An 18,293-nucleotide genomic window follows, 5' to 3' on the forward strand; every position below is an offset into this window, starting at 1 on the left:
ACTCCGTGCTGGCAGCCACACTGATCGCGGCGCTGACGGCGTGCGGCTCCACCGTCACGGGCACCGCACTACCCGGCGAAACCGACACGCGCGCCCTCGATTCCGGCTCCTACCCGGTCGAACCACTCAACGCGCACGACGACGACCCGGTCCTCGCCTTCCACGAGCGGTACGAGGTGGCCGCGTTGCGGTTGGCCGACTACGTGATCAACCCGAGCCAGATCGACCCGCAGTTGAAGTACGGCCTCGACGCCGGCGTCACGTGGGGCACGATCGTGCCGTCCTCGATGGGAAGTTACGGCGCGATGGGCGACGCCGCGGCAAAGCACAAGATGCTCTTCGGCTTCCATTCCGCGGCTGCGTCGGCCGAGCGGTCGATCTATGACACCTTCGATTGGCCGCGCAAGGAACCCCAGAGCAAGTTCACCGCCGACCTGACAGTGCTCCAGTTCCCGGACGCGGCACACGCGGACGCCGCGGCACAAGAGTTCTACGACATCGACTTCGCCGCCCAACACGGCGCGAACCAGCCGGTGGCCCTGTCCACCTACCCCGGCGCACACGCCCATTGGCGACCCGATTCACCCTTCCTGCGCGTGTTCCTGCCGCACGACAGCTACGTGATCGCGCTGCTCGTCTCCGTCGAATCCCCCGACCTCCCCGCCCTGACCACGCGCGCCGAATCCGCGTTCACCACCCAGATCCAGGCGCTGACCGCCACGACCCCGCTCACCGAGGAGCAGGTTCTGGCCCTGCCGTGGGATCCTGACCATGTCCTGATGCGCACTCTCAACCCCGACCAGTCGACAAATCCGGATGCTGTCGGCGGCAGCTACATCCTCACCGGCAAACACGGCGCCGTGCACTTCGCCAACCGCAGAGTCCTGCCCAGCGACCGCGCCTACGTCGACCAACAGCTGACCCGTATGGAAGCCGACCAGGTGGCGTTCACCACCGCGGCCATCGTGATCCGCACGCCCTCCACCGACATCGCCGATCGCGCGGTCACCGAGAAGCTGTTCCCCTGGCAGGTCCGGCTCGACGCCGATCCTGCTCCCGGTGTCCCCGACACCACGTGCGTGGAGAACCGCCGATCGGACTCGGTCAAACGGTTCAGCTGCCTGCTCGCGTACAACCAATACGTCGGAATAGTCAGTAGCAACCAACTTTTGGACGCCCACCAACGCGCCGCGGCCCAGTACGCGCTGTTCGCCAATACCCGATAGCACCCGCTCGACCCTGCGGTCGCAGTCGTGGTCCCGCGCACAGTACGGCGGCGCGGGAGTCGAGTAGTATCTTCGCCGAACGCCAGGCCCGACCCGGCCGACCAGCTCGGGCACCCGAAAAGTCGGGCACCGAGTAGGCACCACGAAGGCTCAGAGTTATCGCGGGGGGATCCGATGAAGTTGCGAACAAGGCTGCTCGTGCTGGCCATGGTCGGCTCTGTCGCGGCGGCAGGCTGTGCGTCGACAGTGCAGGGCGCGGCCGAGCCAGGGATGGCACCTGTCGACATCTCGAAGCTGAGGTTGGGGAGCTACTCGCCCGAACCCACCGCCTACGAGCTTCCTGAGTCGTCGGAACCGGAGGATGTTCGCAGGCACGAGTCGAAGCGAATGCTCAATTTCGTCATCTCCTCGACCGATGTCGATCCCGAAATCAGCGAACTGACCGGTGTCGAGACCTTCACCGTTCCGGCTGATCCGTTCCGATCCCCGGTTCTTCCGGACAAGTACCGACCGGCCATGTCCGACAACAAGCTGGTGGCCGGCGTGTACGTGGTGCGCACCAACGGCAACATGCGCAGTCTCAAGAAGCTGATCATCTCGGTGCTGCGATTCCCCACCGCGCAGGCCGCGGGCAAGGCCGCCGACCAGATGGTCGAGGCCACCGTGGAGGATCCGTCGCACGTCTTCGCTGTCGACGGCCATCCGGACGTCCTGGCCTCATCGAAGGATTGGCACTCCGGCGTTGCCTACGTCACCAGGGGCAGCTACTTGGTCATCGCCAATTACGCTGTGCCCCAACCCGATGAAGCCAAGATCCGCACGAACCTGAAGAAGTCACTCGACCTGCAGCTCGCGGCCATGAGGGAACTGACTCCGACGCCGTTCGAAGATGTCCTCGACATTCCCTTCGATCCCGACGGGATCATGCGGCGCGCGCTACCGAAGGCCTCTGACTACAGCGATCCGTTCTCCACCGACATCGATTTCTACGCCTACCAGCCCGCCGGCCACCTGCACTACGAACGCAACCCCGCGTTGATGAAGCAGGCTTTCGCCGACAGCGGTGTCGATCTGATCGGTAGACGCGTCGGCATCGTCTACCGAGCCAAGGACCTCGCCGGGGCGTTTCACCTACAGTCCGCACTGGTGACACTCGGCAAGAACGACGAGGAGATCGCGCCCCCACCAGGACTCCTCGATGCCCGCTGCATCCAGCTGTACGAAGGGGACCCACTGCGCAACTACGACCTGCTCTGCGCGGTTGTTCGCGACCGCTATGTCGGTGTCGTGGTCGCCAAGTCCAAGCTCGGCGGCACGGTCGATCCCGGTCTGTATGAAAGGGCCGCGGCCCAGTACACCGTCCTGGCGAAGAGCGAGTGAGAACAACCATGAGACTTTCCATGCGCGTCGGCGCTGCTCTGATCGCGATCATGACCGTTGCCACCGGCTGTGGCGATGACGATCGATCCGCGACACCCGCGATCGATCTGAATCAGCTCGACACCGGCAACTACCAGACGACCCCACGTGACCCGGAAATCTCCAAAGCCGATGACACCGGTCAGGCGATCGAAGCGGTCCGTCTCGGAGCCACCGTTCCCCTGCCCTACGACGTCGACCGCAGCTACGGCTTCCAGCGCCTCAGTACCCCGGTCGCGCGAATCACCTCGCAAATCCCCGGATCGATCACCGCAATCGATGACGACAAGTTCCCGTCGGTGACCGAGGGACTCGTCGTCGGGTGGGACACCAGCGGCGAACGGCGCATTCAGCCCTTTCTCGGGCGCCAGGCCTGGATCTACGTCTACCGTTTCGGAACCGAGGCCCAGGCGACGACCGCGGCCCAGCGCATCCCGGCCACACAACAGGAGCGTCGACCGGGCAGCAAGGTGGAGATTCCGGGATTTCCGGATTCGCGCAGCAGTTGGGCCGGTGACACCCTCGATTCCTGGATGTCCCGCGGCACCATGGTCTTCGGTGTGCGCCTCGAAGACCCGATGACCGAACCCGCGGACCCCGCGGCCGCGATCGACTTCACCCGCAAGGCCTACACCAAGATCATCGAGATGCACGAGGACTACGTCCCCACCCCGGTGGATCAGATCCCGGCGTTGCCGATCGACATCGACGGAATGCTGAGTCGGACGCTGCCGAGCAACAAAGACCTGTGGGTCGGCAAGCGTCCGGTCGGTGCCGTGGAAACAGCGCAGGCCGCGCTCGCCTACGACGACAGGCCAGGAACCACCAAGCCCGCGCTCATCGACGCCGGAGTCGACCTCGTCTCGAGCGATTCCTCGTATTTCCGCGTCTACCGAGCGAGCGACCCGAAAGCGACCCAACGCCTCCAGGCAGGACTGTTGGCGCCCCACCTCGACTTCCTCAAGCCCATCGACGGGCCCCGGAACCTGCCCCACGCGGCCTGCTACGACCGCAAGGACGACACGATGCGCACCTACGGCTACCGGCCGATTTGCTACGTCGCCTACGACCGGTACCTGGCCAGGGTCACCGGTATGAACGTCCAAGATGTCCTCCAGCGAGCCTCGGCCCAGTACAAGCTGCTCGCGGTCGACCGCTGACCGCGACATATCCGCACTCAGAATCGAGAAACCACAATGATCGGCTTCGGCGGCGACAAGAACCGTCGCATCGTGACGGCGATTCTCACGGCAGGTGTGCTGGCCTCGATGACTGTCGGCTGCGGTTCGACCGTGTCCGGCGAGGCTCAGCAAGCCACACCACCCAAGACCACCCTCGACGTCGGCAACTATCCCTCGGCGCCGCGGACGATCGGTAATGCCAAGAGCGACAAGCAGGCTCGCGCGCGAGAATCCCAACGGCTCGGCGACTACGTCATACTCCCCTTCGAAGCCGACCCGAGTTATACGACGGTTACCGGGTTCTTCCCGTCCCCGATCGTGCTGAACCGCAAGGGTCTCAGTCGAATGATCGTCAATGACACCTTCGACGACGTCGCCAAGGATCTGTCCGCCGGCTGGGTCAACTCGTGGTCCACGGTCGGGAGCACCTTGGACAAGGGCCGCTCCGTGAGCATCGCCGTCCTGATGTTCCCGGACGCCGAGACCGCGAAGATGGTCGGCCCGACGCTCGAGCACGACGACTTCACCTACAACACCGACAACCAGCCGGTCGAGATCACCCGGTTCCCGGGCACCACGGCACATTGGCGCCCTGGCGTGTCCTCGATCGGTTCGTGGACCGTCCATGACCGATACGTGGTCTTCATCAAGCTCGACGACGAGAGCCAGCCGGCGGACCTCCCGTCACTCACGGGCCATGTGGAGCGCTTGCTCGAAGTCCAATTGCCGTTGCTGGACAAGTTCACTCCGACTCCGGCACAGGAACTTTCGAACATCGCGCTCGATGTCGACGGACTGCTCGGGCGCACCCTGCCGAGCAGCCCGGAGAACCCGACGCGGGCGCAGCCCGATGGCCTGTTCACCGGCCGTGGCTACCTCTCCCTGCTGATCAACGCCGGACCGCAGTCGCTCACCAGATTCGATGAATTCGACATCGACCTGGTCTCCTTCGGCGAGGCCGTGATCTTCCGCAGCCGCACCCCGGAGGCCGCCGAACGTCACTTCACCGAGCGGGCGAAAGCCGCCGAAACAATGGCGACGGAAAATCGCGTCTTCAAACCGATCAGCGCGCCACCCGGTCTCGGCGAGAACGTCGCCTGCTACACATTCGTCGCCACTGTCGACGGCAAGGAAGTGGCCGCCACCGCCAACTATTGCGGTTTCCAGACCGACCGATACTACGTCGAGGTCGAAAGCACCCAGGTGCAGGACGTGTATCAACAGGTCAACGCCCAGTACGCGATGCTCACCGGCAAGTAAGCGGGACCTGTCGCTTACTTGCTAGATTTCGTCCGAAGGCTCGTTGTCCGGGCGTTCGACAACGAGGAGGAGGACCCAATGGCGTTGCGGCCCGGCGCGATTGTCGGTGGATACCGAGTGCTGAACGTGCTCGGCAGCGGAGGCATGGGCACCGTCTACCTCGCCCAGAACCCCATCCTGCCCCGAACCGACGCGCTGAAGGTGCTCAGCGCCGATCTGTCGACCGACGCGGAGTTCCGCGCCCGGTTCGAGCGCGAAGCCAATCTCGCGGCCGGTCTGGACCACCCGAATATCGTCGCGGTGTACAACCGCGGCGAGGAGGACGGCCAACTCTGGATCGCCATGCAGTACATCGACGGCATCGATGCCAGCGATGAGGCGAAGAAGGGTCCCGCGGTCATGACGCCCGCCCGCGCGCTGCGGATCGTGACCGAGGTCGGTAAGGGCCTCGATCACGCGCACCGACGCGGGTTGCTGCACCGCGATGTGAAGCCGGCCAACTTCCTGCTCGCGAAGGCAGAGGATCCCGGCGAAGAGGAACGCGTGCTGCTCACCGATTTCGGTGTCGCCAAATCCGCGGAGGACAGCCAAGACCTCACCGCGACCGGAAGCTTCATGGCCACGGTCGCCTACGCGCCGCCGGAGCAGCTGGTCGCGACTCGACTGGACCACCGCGCCGATATCTACAGCCTCGGCTGCGCGTTCTTCAAACTCCTCACCGGTCAGAATCCTTATCCGTCCACCGTGCCCGCGGTCGTGATGATGGGACACCTCCACGAACCGCCACCTCGGGTGACGGCTATTCGCCCAGATCTACCACCGGCTATCGATCGCGTCATCGCCCGAGCGATGGCGAAGGACCCGGCCGACCGGTACAACACCTGCAGAGAGTTCACCCGCGACGCGGAAGCCGCCCTGCTCGGCACCTCCCATCAGGCGCCCGGTCCCCACTCGACGGACCCGCGTTACCCGACACAGGCGGCCTATCACACCGGGGGTTCGTACCGGACCGCTCCCACCGACATTCACGGAAACTATTCCCCGCCGCAGACTTTCGCGCCGCCGGTGGCCAACACCGATCAGAACATTGTCGATACTCTGCGCCGAGCCAATGGCGGCCGACCCAAACGTCGACGGATTCTGGTACCCACGATTCTCGCCGTCGTTCTCGCTGTCGCCGTCGGCTCGGCGACATATTTTCTCACCAGGCCGTCCGACGCCGCGACCACGGGCGATAAGAGCCTGATGGCTGATGTCAGAAAACAGCACCCGCAGTTCGACAACAAGACCGTCACCGCGGTGAACTACACCGGATCCTCGCTGGCCGTATACCTCAGTGGGAGTCCGCAGGCAGATTTCTTGCAGGACATCGGGTTCCGCTACTCCCCGAAGTACAAGGCGGTCGGGAGCGAGACCGGACCACGCTCGGTCTCGCTCAATGCGTCGTCATCGGATTTCGACTCCGAGGTGGTCATCATTCTCCGAACCGACAACGAAGCGGGCAACGGCGGATTGCGCGGACTCCCCTCCTCGTTGATGTTCGGCTCCGCCAAGCTCGTAGTCGTCGATGACCTCAATACGATTCAACCCTTTCAGGTCTGGACCGACCAATCACCGCAGCGCCTGGTCGAGACTCTCGTCCCGACCATCGCCAAAACCGTGACCTAGGCGCACCCGATGGGATCGCTGCAGTATGTGCGGGACCTGCTGACGGCGGCTCCGTCCTATGTCGAATCAGGAGTTAGACGAGCATGGCGTTGAATCCCGGAACCGTCGTTGGTGGATACCTCATCCAACGAATCCTCGGCGCGGGCGGCATGGGCACTGTCTACCTCGGCAAACATCCCAGCCTGCCCCGGATGGACGCGCTGAAGGTTCTCAGCGCCGAACTGAGTCGTGATCCGGAGTTCCGGGCCCGCTTCGAACGCGAAGCCAACTTGGCTGCGGGCCTCGATCACCCCAACATCGTGTCGGTCTACAACCGCGGCGACGAACACGACCAGCTGTGGATCGCCATGCAGTACGTCGAAGGTACCGACGCGGCAGCAGAACTCGCTCGTGATCCACACGCGATGACGCCGTTGCGCGCGCTGCGGATCACAACCGAAGTCGGCAAAGGCTTGGACTACGCACACCGTCGCGGCCTGCTCCACCGCGATGTGAAACCCGCCAACTTCCTGCTGTCGAGCACCGACGGCGACGAAGAGCGGGTTCTGCTCACCGATTTCGGCGTGGCGAAGTCCACCGACGACGCCACCGAACTCACACAGACCGGCAGCTTTCTCGCCACCATCGCCTACGCACCACCTGAGCAACTCAGTGGCGCATCCCTCGACCATCGCGCCGATATCTACAGCCTCGCCTGCGCCTTCTTCAAACTCCTGACGGCCCAGAACCCTTACCCCGCTGCGCAACCCGCCATGGTGATGATGGGACACCTCCATCAGCCACCGCCTCAGGCCACCACCGTCCGGGCCGGACTTCCGCCCGCGATCGACCACGTCTTCGCCCGCGCCATGGCCAAGAACCCCGCCGAACGATTCGCCACCTGCCGCGAGTTCACCGACGCGGCAGCCAACGCACTGATGCCGGGATCCAATCCCACCGGGCATTACACGTCCCCGACCTATCCGGTCCAGGTGATGCAGCCACGCGAGCACACCGATCCACGGATCACAGCGGCGTTCCCCGGTATCGCCGCATCCGACCCGAGCCAGGCCCGCAAGCCCCGGCGTACGGTACTGATCGGCGGCGCAGCCGTCGTCGCGACCGCCCTGGTAGCCGGTATCGGCGTATTCGCGTTGACCGGCGCGGACAATCCGAGCTCTGCCGCGCCAGGCTCGAGCGCTCCCGCAGCCGGAACCGCGCCACTGACCCCCCTCGAACAGGCGCGCAAAGACAACCCGGCATTCCAGGGCAAGACGATCACCCTGGTCGACGTCACCCAGCCTAAGGGCTTCGACGTATACCTGACCGGCTCTCCGCAGTCCAAGTTCATCGAACAACTCGGATTCGTCTACAACTTCGAGTACACCGACACCGAGGGTGAGTCCTCACCCAAAGCGGTCAACGACGTCTACGGCTCATTGGAAGCAGCAGACGGAAGCTACGTCGTGGTCTTCCGCAGTGACGAAAAGGCCGGTGGCGGTGGACTACTGGGCCTTCCATACCAGATCACCAGCTCGCGGGCAGTGGTGATTCCCGTCGATGCGCCGACAACGGTCGCCGCGATGAGAAATTGGTCCCCGGACTCCGAGCGCGTACTTGTCGACCAGTTGGTTCCCATCCTGAAGTCCAAGATCCGCTAGTTCTGAATTCCATTCGAGGGGGATGTGTTGACGCTACATCTACGACTTCGGCGCCAAGCCGATACTTCTGCACGAGTTATCACCTCTACTGCCATCGCTATCGGCCTGCTAATGACGACTGCGTGTGGCACCGAGCCCGCCGTGACAGCGACTCAAGATCCGGAACCAAAGATAGAACTCAGCAAACTCGAACTGGGAAATTACTCCGGCGTACCGGAGCCGTTGACGAAACCTAGCGATGAGTCTCATGGTCGCGCAGTTCAAGCCCAAAGGCTTGCGAATCTCGTTCCCCAGCCCATGGATATCGATCCTCGAATGAAACACTATTCATCCATTCAGCCCAGGATTATCACATCCATAGATCACCAGTCTATGGGGTCGTGGGTCGGATCAGATCTCGAACCACACAAGGCCGCTTTGGCTGGATTTATTTCCGGATTCAACAGCGTGGCCAACTCTGATGCACGGTACTCGCTGTCCATTTCACTGGAAAACCGGATTCTGATATTTGACAGCGACGCATCTGCATCGACGGCGATGACTGCGATTGTCGATTCAGAACTCGCAGCGGACCCGGAAAAGACCACTCTTTCTGTGACGGACTTCCCGGCCGCCCGCGCTTATTGGAAGCCAGATCGACCGACTTTGTGGTCGTGGTACACCACGGGAAGATTCGTCATCTTCACCACGGTCTGGGATCGACTGAGCGGCGAACTGTCACAAACAGACCTCGCCGGAATGATGGACCTCGTGTCCAAGAGCCTGTCCAAAATTCCTGACAAGATATCAGGATTCACGCCGGTTCCAGCCCCGAAGCGAGACACAACGTCACCCGACTGGGATGGAATGCTTGCCCGTGCAGTCCCCGCCATCAATGACCGCCAGCCAGGCCTCACAATTCCAGGCGTATACGATCGGGAAGGCGGGCTGCAAATATCGCGCAGCCCGGAACTCGATCGAACTCTGTTCGAAACTGCGGGGGTCGACCTCGTGGCGTTCAATGGAGGCTACCTGTATCGGGCGAAGGATGCGGAAGCAGCCGAAACGGTAACGAACCAACACGCAACCTTCACAAAATTCTATCGAAAAGTCGATTCACCACCCGCACTTCCGGTCGCAAAATGTTACGAGCTGAAGAATCCGACGACTAGATCCAGGATGCGCTACTACTGCAGCGTAAATTTCGACCGGTATGCTGCAGACATATCGGCGAATCAACTCGATGATGCCTATCAGCGAATTTCCGCACAGTACGCCCTCCTCGTCAACGGCCAGTGACACCCGACTTATATATTCATAATCAAGGGGATTCATGTTTACTCGAATCGTGCGGACCTGCATTTTCTTAGCTGTCACGGTCGTTGCTGTCGCATGCGGGGCCGAGACAGTCGAAGGAAATGAAGTACCAGGGGAATTGGACGTGCGCACACTCGATGTCGGCAAGTACCCGACGGAGCCGATCGACACCGTCTACGAGTACACCCCAAGCATGTTGTCATCGCAGTTACTGGCCGCAAATCGGCTCGCGGGAAACATTGCATTGGGTACCGAAATAGATCCCGATCTGAGATACGGTGTGGGCAATTCTTTGACATCGCCGAGCACCGCTACGATATATCTCAGCAAAGCAACTCGGGCAGTGTTAGAAAATAGCAAAATGCTCTACGGGTGGGCGAGTGGCAGCAGTAGCGAATCAGAATTCTCAATAAATTCGAATCGAGCCGCCGACGATTCGCTCACCGAGGTTCAACGCAAGCGTCTCAATCCTAGATTTATCGGAATTACAGTTCTGCAGTTCGCAGACGAAGCGACAGCCGAACGTACTGCGAAGGAAATGTCAGATGCAGACTTCGCAGTTGCCGCAAGTGAAAATAAAGCCCTCACCCTCCCAAATTTTCCTCAGTCGAACAGCCACCGGAGGCCAGGGATTCCGACACTCGGATCGACCTTGGCACATGGCAGGTATGTAATCTACATCCATATCGGAGTGCGCGGGGACGAAGAAGCACAATTGATCACTCTCGCAGAAAAAACCTACGCCACCCAAATAGCGTTACTCGAAAAGCTACCGGCTTTGTCTCCCGTCGACATACTACGACTTCCGCAGGATCCTGACGGAATGCTCCGAAGAGCATTGAACCCCAAGCAATTCGATGGGCCTACCGATGGAGAATACTTCACGCTCGATAAAAACGGTTACTATCAAGCGAATCGGGCACAGCAACTCAACGATGCCCTATATTCCGAGGTCGGAGCCGACCGGTTCTCAAGGTCATGGGGTACGGAGCTGACGAGAACACGCGACGCAGAATCAGCTAAAACGCTGCGGGACAAGATAATAAATCTACTTGTCCCCAGCTCGGAGGCTGCCGACTCGCCACAACAGCTGCCAGATGTCACTTGCGCAAAGAATACCGATACCCGCCTAAACGATAAATTCAGTGACACCGGGGAGCGCAAGCGATTCCTCTGTGCGGTGCAATATCGAAACTACGTCGCAGTGGTTGAGTCCGACCAGATTAGCGATGCACATCAACGAGCGGCAGCCCAATATGCCCTATTAGCCAACAGTCAAGCTCAGTGACGACGTGGACAGCGCGATCTGCTGGGGTTTTCGCTGTTGCGATCGCCAGTCCTGAAATGATTCGAGCCCCTGCGTACGATACGCAGGGGCTCGAAGAGCCTAGATGTCAGAACAGGCCGGCGAGTGCCTTGTCCTTGTCCTGCAGCTCAGAGTTGCCCGTGCTCACCAGGCGACCAGCCCCCTGAAGGGTCTCGTTCAGCTGCTGAGCATGCTGGTTCCAGGTGGCCTGGTAGGCAATGACGGCTTCCTTCGCCTGACCGCCCTGTGCCTGGAAGAACGCGTCGACCTGCTTATGGAAGTCATTGAGGTCAGCGGCAAGACGCTCCGCGTCAGCAATAAGCTGGCGGGCGCCTTCTTCGACACCGTCAAAGTTGGCAGAGATCACACTTGACATGAAAATTTCCCTTCGGTTCGCGAGATCTGAGCTTTAGATTGCGGGGAGGTCGAGGCTGGAGACCTGAGCATTGACCTGCGAGGAGAATGCCTGGTCGTGATCGGTCAGAGTTCCGCTCATCTTCCGCAGGTTCTCGGAAGTCTGGATCAGCTGATCGTTCATCTTGTCGGCCTGGAAGTAGTACCTATCCATGAACTGCGTGAACGCGTTTCGGGCCGCACCCTGCCAGTTGGAGCCGTTGGTGATGATCTCCTCACGGTCCTTGAGCCCCTTGATCGCCTGCGCGATCTGGTCATGGCGCTGGACAAACCGCGCGACCTCTGAATCGAGGCCATCGATTTCTGCACTGAAGTTGGTAGTCGTCATTGCTTGCTCCCTGCTCACGGCCAACGTCGCGGTTCGGTTTGGCCTCGTTCATATAGTTGGACGCGCCCGGTGCCCGATCGGTTCCATCGATTCGAAAAAACCTTGGCGCACGATCACGGTAGCCCCCGTTGTCAGCACGTAGTCAGTGCGTATCGAAGACAGGATCACCTGGTCAGGGGCACATGCGGGGCCAACCGAAGCGGCCTCGAACTTGACGTTGTCCACGTCGTTCAGATCTCCCCCCACTACTCCCCTGGCGTGTGTCCAGCTCCATCCAGCACGAGCCAACGAGGTCACCATAGCCGAATCCCCACTTGCGCCGCTACGCCTCTGGCGGATGCCACAGCGCGGCGGCACTTCGAACCACATGCCTGGATGGCTACCGTCGCCGAAGTCAGCGGTCACGCAACGTCCCTCACACGACGCGCCTGCCACCGCCTACCGATTGAACAGCTCGGACCCATGGTCCAGACCTCGCAGCGACTCTGCGGCGGGGTAATTCTGATACAGCAGACCGATGCCGGAACTGTTCAGTACACCGTCCTACTCGAGTGACGCCTCGCCTCGACCGAGCTGCGCAGCAAAGCTGTGTGGTTCCGATCAGGATCCAGCGCCCTTGCGGCAGTACCGATTTGCCAGATACTCGTCGAACGCCGCCCGCGTCGACCGCCACATGCCTCCGCCCCTTGGTGAGTATCCATCCGCGCCCGCATGGCGGTTCGGCGAAGTCCCGCGTAGCTGATCTCGCCGGACGCCAGCGACGGCAGCGACACCAGTCGACGTGGTCCGGCTGTGCCGGGTACGACGAACCGGGTGCAGGTTGTCGATCACGCTGCGAGCGAACAGCTCAGCGAGCAGTCCGAAATCAGCTCGGTCGGATTGGTGGAGCGCTTGTAGGTACTTCGCCCTCCGTGGTCGAGCAGGGCCTCGACTTCACGAAGAACCAGTGTGTTCCCGGTGAATCGGGGAACCCGGTCGCGAAGCTGCTGGTTACCGCGCGCTCCTCGGCGAAGCGGTTCAGAGTCCTACGCGAACCGCTCCGACCACCTGTTCACACGCGGACACCACCCCGTCCCACTCATCCCCCGCGTACTGGCACCCCACACTCACCTGAACTCCGCGTTCGACCAGAACATGCCAGCGAACCGTTGATCCGTCGGTGGGGTGTTCTTCGTAGGCGAGTCCGGGTCGGCCGGCGAAGACTACGTCTCGCCGGACCGGAGTGACGGTGCCCGCGGGTTTCTTGGCTATCTGGGCAGTGAGGTCGGCGGCGACCTCGCTGTAGCCCGTGCCGGGGGTGACAGGCTTCTGGGTGATGGTGATGCGGTGGCGGGTGGCATCGTCGGGGACGAGGTCGACGCGGGTTTCCGTGGCGGTACTGGGGTGCCAGCCCGCGGGGATTTCGATGACTACGCGACCGAGGGTTTCGGTGGCGGGCCTCGGCTTCGGCTTCAACGACGGCGGCTGGGGTGCTTGGCTGGTCGTTGTCGGAGCCGTGGGGGTGGACGCGACGGCGGCGGTCGCCTCTTGGTCACCGGAGCCGAAAAGGAAGAAGCCGCCGATCGCCACCGCGGCGACCACTGCGGCCAGAGCCGCTGCACCGAAGTAGAGCGGGCGGCGGTCGACGGGGTTGGTGGCTGCGGCGCGATCGCGCAGGGGCTGCATCCACTCGGCGGCGGGTGGGATGTTCGGCGTGTAGGCAGGGGCCCGGCGGACGGGACGGGACAGGTCGGTACCGGCGAGTGGGGTCACGGGTACCTTTGCGCCGCCGACACGGTCGACGACGGCGTTCACCGTGTCAAGCACGGCGGGGTCGGTGGTGCCGAAGACCTGGACCACGTCGACCAGCCGGCCGTCGAGAAGACGAACCAGCAGGGCTTCGAGGCGGGCAGTGCCTGCTTCGGTGTCGAGTTCGGCTGCGCAGAGATCGGGATCGACCTCGACGGATTCGACATAGGTGCCGGTCGTGGCGTAGCTGACCGACGACACGGACGTCGACAGCGTGCCGAATTCGATGAGTACGGTGCGGCGACTGCGCGTGGTGGCGACGTCGACGGCAGAGGCTCGCAACGCACACGCCTCGAACACGACCTCGTGCGTGAATCGCGCAGCGGCAGAAGCGAACAGGTCCAGCTCGGGTTGACCCCACCAGGTCGGGTGCACCACGACCATGCGCTCACACGGCACGGCAACGCGTAGCTCGTCCACGACGGCACCGAGCACCGCGGACAATGCCTGACCGACCGTCGGCATCCGCGGCGGTAGCGCGATCACGCCGGCGCCGAGGTACTGCACCACTGACACTGCCTGGGCGGGCGGGTTCAGTGGCTCACCGACGACGAGGTCGAAACCGTTACTGCCCAACACGACCGACGGCACGACGTCCCAGTGTGTGGTGGCACCGCGCGCCCACACCTTGGCTTCGCTGACAACGAGTTCGACGGCCGTCATTCCGCTTGCGGCATCCAGGCGGTCTGGACCAGGCCCTCGCTGTTGCGGGTGACGAACGTTCCGCGACCGGGCGGCTTGGGTCCGGGTCGGGTGGTACCGACCATGACTCCTTCGTCCTTGTTGCAGCTCATCACCAGCGCGGCCGATCCCAGGTCCTTCATCCGCGCCAACGTGGCCTCGTACATGGCGCGGCTGGCGCCACCGGAGCGGCGGGCGATGATGAGGTGGAAGCCGAGGTCGCGGGCGTGCGGCAGATGCTCTACGAGCGCGGCGACGGGGTTGCCCGACGAAGTCGCGACCAGGTCGTAGTCGTCGACGATCACATAGAGTTCGGGCCCGGTCCACCACGACCGCTCACGCAGCTGCTGCGGCGTCACCTCGGGGCCGGGGGTTCGCTTGGCCACGTAGGCGGCGAGGTCGGCCATGTTCTTGGTGAATTGTGGTGCGGTGGAACCGTATCCGGCCTGGTACCCCTCGGGGATGATGCCCAGCATCGTGCGGCGGTAGTCACCGACGATGAAGCGGGCCTCGTTCGGGGTGTTGGACGCGGCGATGCCCTCGATGATCGAGCGCAACAGCGTGGTCTTACCGGATTCGGAGTCACCGATGATGATGAAGTGCGGGCTCTCCGCGAAATCGATGTAGATCGGGGCGAGCTCGGCCTCGTTGATGCCGATCGGGATGCGCAGGCACTTCGTCGAGGGATCCACGCGCGAGGGCCAGTTGCCCGCCAGGTACAGCAGCTGGTCGCGGGGCAGCTGGTCGGGCAGCATGCGGACCTGCGGTGCGGGACGACCCGGTGTCATCCGGCCGATCGTCTCGACCGCGCTCGATACCGCCTGGCCCAGGTTCGACGGGTCCGAGGAACCGTCGATCCGCGGCAGCGCGGTGAGCATGTGCAGGCATTCGGCGGTCATACCGCGACCGGGACGGCCCTGCGGAACCAGCGATGCGAACTTGCGTCCCAGGTCGGAATCCATCGGGTCGCCGAGGCGCAGCTCGATGCGGGTGCCGATCTGGTCCTTGAGCGCCGGCCGGGCTTCGGCCCAGCGATTGAGCGCGATTACCACGTGCACGCCATACGAAAGACCCTGCACCGCAAGGTTCATGATCGTCTGCTCGAGCGCGTCGAAGTCCTGTCGGATCGACCCGTACCCATCGATCACGAGGAACACATCACCGAACGGGTCATCGTGCGCCCCCGTGGCGGCGGGACTGGAGGCGGGGTCGGTCGAGCGAAGTCGACGGAATTCGACCATCGACTCGATGCCGAGCTGGCGGAACTTCGCCTCGCGGGTGCGCACGATCGTGGTCATCTCGGCGACAGTGCGGCGGACCTGGTCCTCGTCGAGGCGGCTGGCCACCGAACCGACGTGGGGCAGACCGAGCAGGCTGGTCAGCGTGCCGCCACCGAAGTCGAGGCAGTAGAACTGCACCTGCTCGGCGGTGTGAGTCAGGGCCATCGCCATGATCAGCGAGCGCAGCGCGGTGGACTTGCCCGACTGCGGACCGCCGACGATCGCGACGTTGCCTCGGGAACCCGACAGGTCGACCACGAACGGGTCACGACGCTGGTCGTAGGGGCGGTCGACGATGCCCATCGGGGCGCGCAGGGTGGCGATCGCGGCGTACTCGCCGGTGAGGATCGAGCGCGGCAGGAGCTGGTCCATGGTCGGCGCGTCATCCAACGGCGGCAACCAGATCTCATGCGCGGGCCGCCCATGCCCCTGAATCCGCGAGACCAGCATGTTCAAATTCGACATCTGTTCGTTCTCGTCGCCGATCGGCTCCGGTTCGAACTCCGGCTGGACCGGCAGGGGGACGCGGTCGGAGGCGCGGAAGCCGATGTGGTTGGCGCTGAAAGGGCGGGCGTTGATGTCGATTTCGCCGCCGACGATGCCGGCGCTGGTGACCTCGCGGGCCGAGCCGCCGCCGACGTAGGGGCCGGAGACGTAGGAGGCTTGGAAGCGTTGGATCTCGCCGGAGTCGGACTTGAGGTAGCCGCCGCCGGGGGTGCTGGGCAGGTTGTAGGCGTCGGGGACGCCGAGGACCTGGCGGGATTCGTTGGCGGAGAAGGTTTTCAGGCCGATGCGGTAGGACAGGTGTGATTCCAGGCCCTTGAGCTTGCCTTCTTCTAGCCGCTGGGAGGCGAGCAGGAGGTGGACCTGCAGTGAGCGGCCGAGGCGGCCGATCATCACGAACAGTTCGGCGAAGTCGGGGTGCTGGGTGAGCAGTTCGGAGAACTCGTCGAGCACGACGAACAGCGCGGGCAGCGGGTCGAGGTCGGCGCCGGCGGCGCGGGCCTTCTCGTATTCGGAGACGTTGGCGAAGTTGCCCGCCTGGCGCAGGACTTCCTGGCGGCGGTTCATCTCGCCGGCCAACGCGTCTTTCATACGGTCGACGAGGTCGGCTTCGTCCTCGAGGTTGGTGATGACGGCGGCGACGTGCGGGACGCCGTCGAGGCCGAGGAAGGTGGCGCCACCCTTGAAGTCGACCAGGACCAGGTTGAGCTGGTCGGGCGAGTGGGTGGCGAGCAGACTGAGCACCAGGGTGCGCAGGAATTCGGACTTACCGGAGCCGGTGGCGCCGATGCACAGGCCGTGCGGGCCCATGCCGTTCTCGGCGGCTTCCTTGATGTCGAGTTCCACCGGCGCGCCGTCGGCGCCGATGCCGAAGGGCACGCGCAGGCGTTCGCGGCCGTAGCGGGGGCGCCAGGCGCTGGCGGGGTTGAAGCCGCCGATGTCGCCGAGGTTCATCAGCTGCGACCAGGTGGAGATGACCTCGGAGTCGTCGGTCTCGACATCGCTGCTGCGCTGGGTGGCCGCGCGGTAGGGGGCTAGACGACGGGCCAGCTGCTGCGCCTGTTCGGCGCTGACGCGGTCGATGGTGGCGAAGCGCTCCTGGTTGCCGGTGGCGCCGCGACCGAGGCACTCGCCGTCTTCGACGACCATCTTGATGCCGCGCGAAACCGCAAGGCGCGGTGCGTAATTGCACAGGTCGATGATGGTGACGCCCTCGTACCCGGACTCGCGCAGCTGGTCGTCCTCGGCCTCGAGCAGGCCACCGTCGACCACGATCACCACGTGCACCATGTTCGGGTTGTTCGGCTGGTTACGCGAGTAGCGCACCCGGTTGCCGAGCAGCGGGTGCAGCCCGCTCATCGCCTCGCGGATGGAACCGTAGAACATGCGCTGGGTGCCGACGCCGTCCTGGGAATCGGGGTGCTGGGTGTGCGGGAGCCACTTGGTCCACTCCCACTCGCGCGCGGTGTCGGGGCCGCAGACCACGGCGACGAGCACCTGGTCGGGGGCCTGGAACATGCACAGCTGCAACAACATCGCGCGCGTCATGTCGCGCGCCTGGGCGCGGTCGCCGTCGAGGGCGACGGTGCCGAAACCCTTCACCGCGATGGCGGTGGGCAGGTCGGGGACCGTGGAGTGCGCGCGCACGAAGCGGCGCAGCGAGACCGCGGCGATGGGCTCCAGCTCTTCGACCGGGCCGGTCTCGGGGGCCACCAGTCTCGTTGCCAGGCGCTGGCCGCCGAGGCCGATGCGCGCGTGGCAGAAGTCCTTGTCGCCGGAGCGGCGTTCCCACATGCGGCTGGTGCCCGCGAGCATCCAGATCAGGCCGGGCTCGGGGTGGGACCACTCGACGGCGGCGCGCTGCTGTTTGGCGGTCTCGTCGACATCTTTGCGGACCTGATCGAGGTAGCGCAGGTAGTCCTTACGATCCTCGTTGGCCTCGGCGGCCTTGGCGCCCTTGCCGCCACCCTGGCCGAACATGGTGACCATCGACATGATCATCATCATCGGGAACATCATCGACATCGGGTTGGACAGCATGCCGCTGCCCTGGGTGAACATCAGCGCCATCATGCCGACCATGCCGACCACCATGACGACGGGCATCAGCTTCATCAGCAGGCTGCCCGGGGTGATCCGCGGGATCTCCGGCGGCGGCTGCAGCGTGACCTCGCCGCCCGGGGTGCGTGGCATCTCGCGCCGGGCACGGCGCTGGAACCTGACTGTGCTCATGGTCGAAGACTCCCCCTGCTTGACTACTCGCTGTCTGTCGTCGCGAACGGGCTCAGTGTAGAGGTCGCGG

The 18,293-nt window shown here is 63.6% G+C and carries 12 protein-coding genes; 8 read left to right on the forward strand and 4 right to left on the reverse strand.

Annotated features, from left to right (window positions below; translation table 11 throughout):
- Positions 1-5 precede the first annotated feature (5 nt).
- The 8 genes from ACFP3H_RS01195 to ACFP3H_RS01230 all read left to right on the forward strand — a co-directional run bounded on the left by ACFP3H_RS01195 (position 6) and on the right by ACFP3H_RS01230 (position 10,978).
- On the forward strand, positions 6-1,226 hold the full coding sequence (locus ACFP3H_RS01195) for a DUF7373 family lipoprotein (protein ID WP_378598251.1): 1,221 nt from the start codon (positions 6-8) through the stop codon (positions 1,224-1,226).
- A 174-nt stretch (positions 1,227-1,400) separates the two neighbouring features.
- The gene (locus ACFP3H_RS01200; protein ID WP_378598253.1) at positions 1,401-2,606 is read left to right on the forward strand and encodes a DUF7373 family lipoprotein; all 1,206 of its coding nucleotides are present in this window, start codon (positions 1,401-1,403) and stop codon (positions 2,604-2,606) included.
- Positions 2,607-2,614: 8 nt separating this feature from the next.
- Positions 2,615-3,805 carry a DUF7373 family lipoprotein gene (locus ACFP3H_RS01205; protein WP_378598255.1) on the forward strand — a complete coding sequence of 397 codons (1,191 nt, stop codon included), beginning with the start codon at positions 2,615-2,617 and terminating at the stop codon, positions 3,803-3,805.
- A 36-nt stretch (positions 3,806-3,841) separates the two neighbouring features.
- The gene (locus tag ACFP3H_RS01210) at positions 3,842-5,086 is read left to right on the forward strand and encodes a DUF7373 family lipoprotein (protein ID WP_378598257.1); all 1,245 of its coding nucleotides are present in this window, start codon (positions 3,842-3,844) and stop codon (positions 5,084-5,086) included.
- A gap of 78 nt (positions 5,087-5,164) precedes the next feature.
- Entirely contained in the window at positions 5,165-6,754 is a 1,590-nt protein-coding gene (locus tag ACFP3H_RS01215) for a serine/threonine-protein kinase (protein WP_378598259.1), read from the forward strand.
- A gap of 83 nt (positions 6,755-6,837) precedes the next feature.
- Complete coding sequence (locus ACFP3H_RS01220) at positions 6,838-8,394, forward strand: serine/threonine-protein kinase (RefSeq protein WP_378598261.1); 1,557 nt, start codon at positions 6,838-6,840, stop codon at positions 8,392-8,394.
- Positions 8,395-8,535: 141 nt separating this feature from the next.
- The gene (locus ACFP3H_RS01225; RefSeq protein ID WP_378598263.1) at positions 8,536-9,672 is read left to right on the forward strand and encodes a DUF7373 family lipoprotein; all 1,137 of its coding nucleotides are present in this window, start codon (positions 8,536-8,538) and stop codon (positions 9,670-9,672) included.
- A gap of 142 nt (positions 9,673-9,814) precedes the next feature.
- Entirely contained in the window at positions 9,815-10,978 is a 1,164-nt protein-coding gene (locus ACFP3H_RS01230; RefSeq protein ID WP_378598265.1) for a DUF7373 family lipoprotein, read from the forward strand.
- A gap of 106 nt (positions 10,979-11,084) precedes the next feature.
- On the opposite strand, the gene ACFP3H_RS01235 is transcribed toward ACFP3H_RS01230, so the two are convergent.
- The 4 genes from ACFP3H_RS01235 to eccCa form a co-directional block, all read right to left on the reverse strand.
- The gene (locus ACFP3H_RS01235; RefSeq protein ID WP_378598267.1) at positions 11,085-11,372 is read right to left on the reverse strand and encodes a WXG100 family type VII secretion target; all 288 of its coding nucleotides are present in this window, start codon (positions 11,370-11,372) and stop codon (positions 11,085-11,087) included.
- A gap of 33 nt (positions 11,373-11,405) precedes the next feature.
- Positions 11,406-11,738 (reverse strand): WXG100 family type VII secretion target, encoded by a 333-nt coding sequence (locus tag ACFP3H_RS01240; protein WP_378598269.1) that lies wholly within the window; start codon positions 11,736-11,738, stop codon positions 11,406-11,408.
- A 1,017-nt stretch (positions 11,739-12,755) separates the two neighbouring features.
- Positions 12,756-14,189: a type VII secretion-associated protein gene (locus ACFP3H_RS01245; RefSeq protein WP_378598271.1), complete on the reverse strand. Its 1,434-nt coding sequence runs from the start codon at positions 14,187-14,189 to the stop codon at positions 12,756-12,758.
- Positions 14,186-18,223 (reverse strand): type VII secretion protein EccCa, encoded by a 4,038-nt coding sequence (eccCa, locus tag ACFP3H_RS01250; protein WP_378598273.1) that lies wholly within the window; start codon positions 18,221-18,223, stop codon positions 14,186-14,188. The genes ACFP3H_RS01245 and eccCa overlap by 4 nt, the downstream gene beginning before the upstream one ends.
- Between the last annotated feature and the right edge of the window lie 70 nt (positions 18,224-18,293).

Source organism: Nocardia lasii (genome assembly GCF_042658545.1).
GTDB classification, from domain to species: domain Bacteria; phylum Actinomycetota; class Actinomycetes; order Mycobacteriales; family Mycobacteriaceae; genus Nocardia; species Nocardia lasii.